The sequence below is a fragment of the Mesorhizobium silamurunense genome, from assembly GCF_014843825.1.
GTDB lineage: Bacteria > Pseudomonadota > Alphaproteobacteria > Rhizobiales > Rhizobiaceae > Mesorhizobium > Mesorhizobium silamurunense.
In genome coordinates, this window is the sequence record NZ_JHQR01000193.1 from 1 (window position 1) to 5,851 (window position 5,851).

At 64.0% G+C, this 5,851-nt stretch carries 4 protein-coding genes and 1 pseudogene; all 5 read left to right on the top strand.

Annotated elements, in window-relative coordinates:
* Positions 1-323, top strand: a pseudogene (locus tag DH10_RS21525) (DNA primase); the annotation flags it as partial.
* A 368-nt stretch (positions 324-691) separates the two neighbouring features.
* Positions 692-2,722 (top strand): RNA polymerase sigma factor RpoD, encoded by a 2,031-nt coding sequence (gene rpoD, locus DH10_RS21530; protein ID WP_192256888.1) that lies wholly within the window; start codon positions 692-694, stop codon positions 2,720-2,722.
* A gap of 661 nt (positions 2,723-3,383) precedes the next feature.
* Positions 3,384-4,643, top strand: a complete 1,260-nt coding sequence (ltrA, locus tag DH10_RS21535; protein WP_246506598.1) for a group II intron reverse transcriptase/maturase — start codon at positions 3,384-3,386, stop codon at positions 4,641-4,643.
* A gap of 222 nt (positions 4,644-4,865) precedes the next feature.
* The gene (locus tag DH10_RS21540; protein ID WP_126092479.1) at positions 4,866-5,159 is read left to right on the top strand and encodes a GYD domain-containing protein; all 294 of its coding nucleotides are present in this window, start codon (positions 4,866-4,868) and stop codon (positions 5,157-5,159) included.
* A 60-nt stretch (positions 5,160-5,219) separates the two neighbouring features.
* Positions 5,220-5,600 carry a thiol-disulfide oxidoreductase DCC family protein gene (locus DH10_RS21545; RefSeq protein WP_192385298.1) on the top strand — a complete coding sequence of 127 codons (381 nt, stop codon included), beginning with the start codon at positions 5,220-5,222 and terminating at the stop codon, positions 5,598-5,600.
* Positions 5,601-5,851: the final 251 nt, after the last annotated feature.

Consider the following 5,851-nt stretch of genomic DNA (forward strand, 5'->3'; position numbering starts at 1 on the left):
TCGCCACGATCGAGCGCGCCGGGTGCGGTGGCATCTGGGAGCGTGCGGTGGCGCTGATCAAGCGGGCGCGGCAGTGGCCGGCGCTCGAAACCGCGGCGCTCGACGATGCCCGCGACGCCTTCAGCCAGGCGCTGCACTTGCAGCGCAGCGCGCGCACCTTACATAGAGAGCTGAAACAGGCGCAGGCGGCGCTCGACGCAGACCCTTCGGATGAAAACTTCCGGCATCTCGTCGAGATTCAAGCGCAATTCAACGATGTGCAGGCAACGGAAGCGCTGATCGAAGGGTTCGGCGTTTCATCAGGCAGGGTTGGGCGCGTTTAGGTTCAGGTCTGCCCCGAAATGAAGTGGAAATGCTCAAGGCGCGTCGAATCGACGCCCCTAAGTCGGGTAATTGATTCGCTTTTTTCATGCGAATCATGCCAGAGGCGCTTGACCTTCTGGCAGATTGGCGGAATCAGGACGATTCGAAACGTTAACCGTGCCCCGGCGTCGGCGGGAAATTTTGAGCGATGTGAGGTGCTGGTGACTGGACAGGCAAAAGGCCTGCCACAGATACCAGGGTTAATCTGGACTTAACGAGAGATGCGGTTACTGGCCCGGTAAGAAGCGTTCTGGTGCGAACGCATCCGGTATGACCAGTCGGGCAGCTTACGCGGCTTCGATATTCGGCCGCTTGGAGACGACAAAGAATGGCGACAAAGGAAAAGGAAGAGGTCGAGACCGAACGTGAAGGCGCCACCGATGGCCCTCTGCTCGACCTTTCCGACGATGCTGTCAAGAAGATGATCAAGGCCGCCAAGAAGCGCGGCTATGTGACCATGGACGAGCTGAACTCGGTGCTGCCTTCGGAGGAAGTGACCTCCGAGCAGATCGAGGACACGATGGCCATGCTCTCCGACATGGGCATCAACGTCGTCGAGGACGACGAGCAGGGCGAGGAGGCGGAAGGCGGCGACGCGGGTGCCGATTCCGAGGAAGACGCCAACGAGCTTGCCGAGCAGACCGGCACCGCCGTCGCCACCACGACCACCAAGAAAGAGCCGACCGACCGCACGGACGATCCGGTGCGCATGTATCTGCGCGAGATGGGCTCGGTCGAGCTTCTGTCGCGCGAGGGCGAGATCGCGATCGCCAAGCGCATCGAGGCCGGCCGCGAGACGATGATCGCGGGCCTGTGCGAAAGCCCGCTCACCTTCCAGGCGATCATCATCTGGCGCGACGAGCTCAACGAATCGAAAATCCTTCTGCGCGAGATCATCGACCTCGAAGCGACCTATGCCGGGCCCGAGGCCAAGCAGGCGCCGGTCGTCGAACGCGTCGAGGAAGCGCCCAAGCCCGAGGAAAAGCCGCGCGGCCGCGCGGCGGCGCGTGACGAAGAGGACGACATCACCAATGTCGGCGGCGACACGCGCGGGCTGGAAGAAGAGGAAGACGACGAGGACGAGGCAAGCCTGTCGCTCGCCGCGATGGAAGCGGAACTGCGCCCGCAGGTGATGGAGACGCTCGACGTCATCGCCGACACCTACAAGAAGCTTCGCAAGCTGCAGGACCAGCAGGTCGAGAACCGGCTGGCGGCTGCCGGCACGCTTTCGCCCAGCCAGGATCGCCGGCTGAAGGAGCTCAAGGAGCAGCTCATCAAGGCGGTGAAGTCGCTGTCGCTCAACACCGCGCGCATCGAGGCGCTGGTCGAGCAGCTCTACGACATCAACAAGCGCCTGGTGCAGAACGAGGGCAAGCTGCTTCGGCTCGCCGAAAGCTACGGCGTGCGCCGCGAGGAGTTCCTCAAGGAGTATCAGGGCTCGGAGCTCGATCCGAACTGGACGCGCTCGATCGCCAACCTGACCTCGCGCGGCTGGAAGGAATTCACCAAGAACGAGAAGGATACGATCAAGGAGCTGCGCGCCGAGATCCAGAGCCTCGCCACCGAGACGGCGATCTCGATCTTGGAATTCCGCAAGATCGTCAACCAGGTGCAGAAGGGCGAGCGCGAGGCCGCGATCGCCAAGAAGGAAATGGTGGAGGCGAACCTTCGCCTCGTCATCTCCATCGCCAAGAAATACACCAACCGCGGCCTGCAGTTCCTGGACCTGATCCAGGAAGGCAATATCGGCCTGATGAAGGCGGTCGACAAATTCGAGTACCGCCGCGGCTACAAGTTCTCGACCTACGCGACCTGGTGGATCCGGCAGGCGATCACCCGCTCGATCGCCGACCAGGCGCGCACCATCCGCATTCCGGTGCACATGATCGAGACGATCAACAAGATCGTGCGCACCTCGCGCCAGATGCTGCACGAGATCGGCCGCGAGCCGACGCCGGAGGAACTGGCCGAGAAGCTCGCCATGCCGCTGGAAAAAGTGCGCAAGGTGCTGAAGATCGCCAAGGAGCCGATCTCGCTCGAAACCCCTGTCGGCGACGAAGAGGATTCGCATCTCGGCGACTTCATCGAGGACAAGATGGCGATCCTGCCGATCGACGCGGCGATCCAGGCCAACCTGCGCGAGACGACGACCAGGGTGCTGGCTTCGCTCACCCCGCGCGAGGAGCGCGTGCTCAGAATGCGCTTCGGCATCGGCATGAACACCGACCATACGCTGGAAGAGGTCGGCCAGCAGTTCTCGGTCACGCGCGAGCGCATCCGCCAGATCGAGGCCAAGGCACTGCGCAAGCTCAAGCATCCGAGCCGCTCGCGCAAGCTGAGAAGCTTCCTCGACAGCTGATACGAATATCGGACAAAGCACATCGAAAGGGCGCCTTGGGCGCCCTTTTTGCGTGTGCGCCAGGCATGGCGCGGAGCGCCGTGACTGGCGCGATTTGGCCGGAGTGGTGTCCGGTCGATGACTTGGAGGTGAGAGTCCTCTACGGGCCCTGGTGATGGGAACCGTTAGCCGAACAGCAAGGGCGTCGTCGCGAGGCGGGGTCTGAAGGAAGCTGTAAGCAAAGTGCCGGCCTGACGAACAGGAAGAGCATATGAGGCGTCCGCATCCGGGCGAGGGATCACGCAAGCCCGAAGTCCGATATCACCCGGAGGATGCGGGCGTAGATGCGACAGGTATATGGCACGAAGGTCACGCGTCTTACCCTGGGAGGTCTGCCGACCTGCCCCTGGTTTCAGGTGTGCTACCGGCGTCGCGAGGCGCCGGGACGGGGCGGCAGAAGTCAGCAGAAGCCGTATTAGCCGGACCAACCGGTGAAGGGCCGAACATGGAGTGCCGGACGGAGGCCGGTCTTTCGATGGTGAAGACAGATGCAGAAGACGGGACCGAGATGTCCCGTGCCCATGCTGAGAGCAGCGGCCGGAAGCCGCGAGGGCAGGCATTGGGTGCATCAAGCACCACGGCAGGATCGTCACCCTCTCGACCGGAGGCAGACGAGCGACTGATGGAGATGATCCTCAGCCGCGAGAACATGATGGCGGCCTTGAGCCGGATGGTGGCGAACAAGGGTGCGCCGGGCATCGATAAGATGACGGTGGAACAACTGAAGCCCTACCTCACGGCGCATTGGCCGCGCATCAGGGAAGACTTGCTGGCGGATCGCTACAGACCGGCGCCGGTGCGCGGGGTGGAAATCCCCAAGCCCGGCGGCAAAGGGATGCGGCAATTGGGCATCCCGACGGTGCTGGACCGGCTCATCCAGCAGGCGATGCATCAGGTGCTGATGCCGATCTTCGATCCGGACTTCTCCGCCTCCTCCTACGGCTTCCGGCCTGGGCGGAGCGCCCACGACGCGGTCCTTGCCGCCCGGTCCCATGTGGCCAACGGCCGCCGCTTCGTGGTCGACCTCGATCTGGAGAAGTTCTTTGACCGGGTGAACCACGACGTCCTGATGGCGCGCGTGGCCCGCAAGGTCGCGGACAAGCGGGTGCTGCGGTTGATCCGCCGCTACCTGCAAGCCGGGTTGATGACGGGCGGGATCACGACGGCCCGCAGCGAGGGCACGCCGCAAGGCGGACCGCTCTCGCCGCTGCTGTCGAACATCCTGCTCGACGCCCTCGACAAGGAACTGGAGCGGCGCGGCCATGCCTTCTGCCGCTACGCCGACGACTGCAACGTCTATGTACGGTCGCAGCGTGCCAGCGAGCGGATCATGGCCTCGCTCACCCGCTTCCTGTCCGAGCGGCTGAAGCTTATGGTCAACGGGGCCAAGAGCGCCGTGGACCGACCGTGGAAGCGCACCTTCCTCGGCTTCACCATGACCGCCCACAAGGCACCGCGCCTGTTGATCGCAGGGGCGAGCGTGGCGCGGCTGCGGGACAAGCTGAGGGGAGCCTTCCGGGCAGGGCGCGGTCGCGCCCTTGCCGCCACCGTCAAGGACCTCGCTCCGATCCTGCGCGGCTGGATCGCCTACTTCCGGCTGACGGAAGGGAAAGGGGTCCTCGAGGAACTGGACGGCTGGCTGCGGCGCAGGTTGCGCGGCATCCTGTGGCGGCAATGGAAACGACCGGCTACCCGTGCCGCGCGGCTGATGCAGCGCGGCCTGACGGAGCAACGCGCGCGTGACTCGGCCGCTAACGGCCGCGGTCCCTGGTGGAACGCCGGAGCCAGTCACATGAACGATGTCTTCCGCAAGGCCTTCTTCGACCGGCTCGGGCTGATCTCGCTCCAGCAGGAGCTCCGACGCCTAAATCACGCTTCATGAACCGCCGTGTACGGAACCGTACGCACGGTGGTGTGGGAGGAGGGACGCCCAAAGCTCCCTCCTACCCGATTCCAGCCACTGCATTGGCGCCTTGCCGGGGCTGCCCGACAGGAGGATAATTTTGAGGTCGGATGCATTTGTGGGCGACAAGCCGGATGCCCGCCCCGGCGCCCGGCCGCAACGGCCAGGCGCCCGCTCCGTGGCGCCGGAGGGAGGTGTGCCATGACAACCTACATCGTGCTTATCAACTGGACCGAGTTGGGTGCCAGGAATGTGCGGGAGTCGCCGAAACGGCTCGACGCCGCCAAGAAGCTGCTTGGGGAGATGGGCGGATCGTTCAAGGCGTTCTATCTGACCATGGGCGAATGCGACATGGTCGCCATTGTCGAAGCGCCGGACGATGCGGTGCTTGCCCGTTTCGCGTTGATGCTGTCGTCGGGCGGCAATGTCAGGACGCGGACGATGAAGGCGTTCCCGGAATTCGCCTATCGCGAGATCATCAGTTCACTGGGATAGGAAACCATCAGAGCGCGGGCGCGGTGTTGCGGAGCGCGGCGGCGTATCCGATAGTCTGCCATGTCCGTGCCCCTGCTGACGGTCTGGTACAATACGCGCTGCCCGGTCTGCGACGCTGGCATCAACCACCAAAAGCGGCGGCTGATCGAGGCGGTCAAGGCAGGCCGGATCGAATTCCGCGACATCAATTTCGAGCCGGCGGCGCTGGCCGCATTCGGCGCCTCGCTGGAGGACATCCGCCGCCGGCTGCATGCGACCGATGCCGAGGGCAGGCTGCTGGTCGGCGCGGATGTGGCGATCGCTGTCTGGCGCATGACTCCGGGCGAAAGCTGGCTGGCAGCGCTCTTCGGCAACCCGGTGGCGCTGCCGCTGACGCGCTTTGCCTATGACCGCTTCGCCGATCTGCTCTACGCCTGGAACCGCCGCAAGGGCCGCTGGTAGCCCGTTTCCCCGACGCGTCGCTTCGCATTTCGACCGCCCGGTAACGTCCCTTGCTTCGGTCGCGATACATCGTAAGATATATCTTGACTCTCTCTGAGGATCGCGATCTAACTAAGATATATCGTACGACATAACTCAAGGAGCAATCCATGCACAGACACAACCATTTCGGTGAGCGCGTATTCATGCATATGGCCGGCCGTTTCGGCGGCCGCGGCGGCTTCGGGCCGTTCGGGCACGGCATGCGCGGC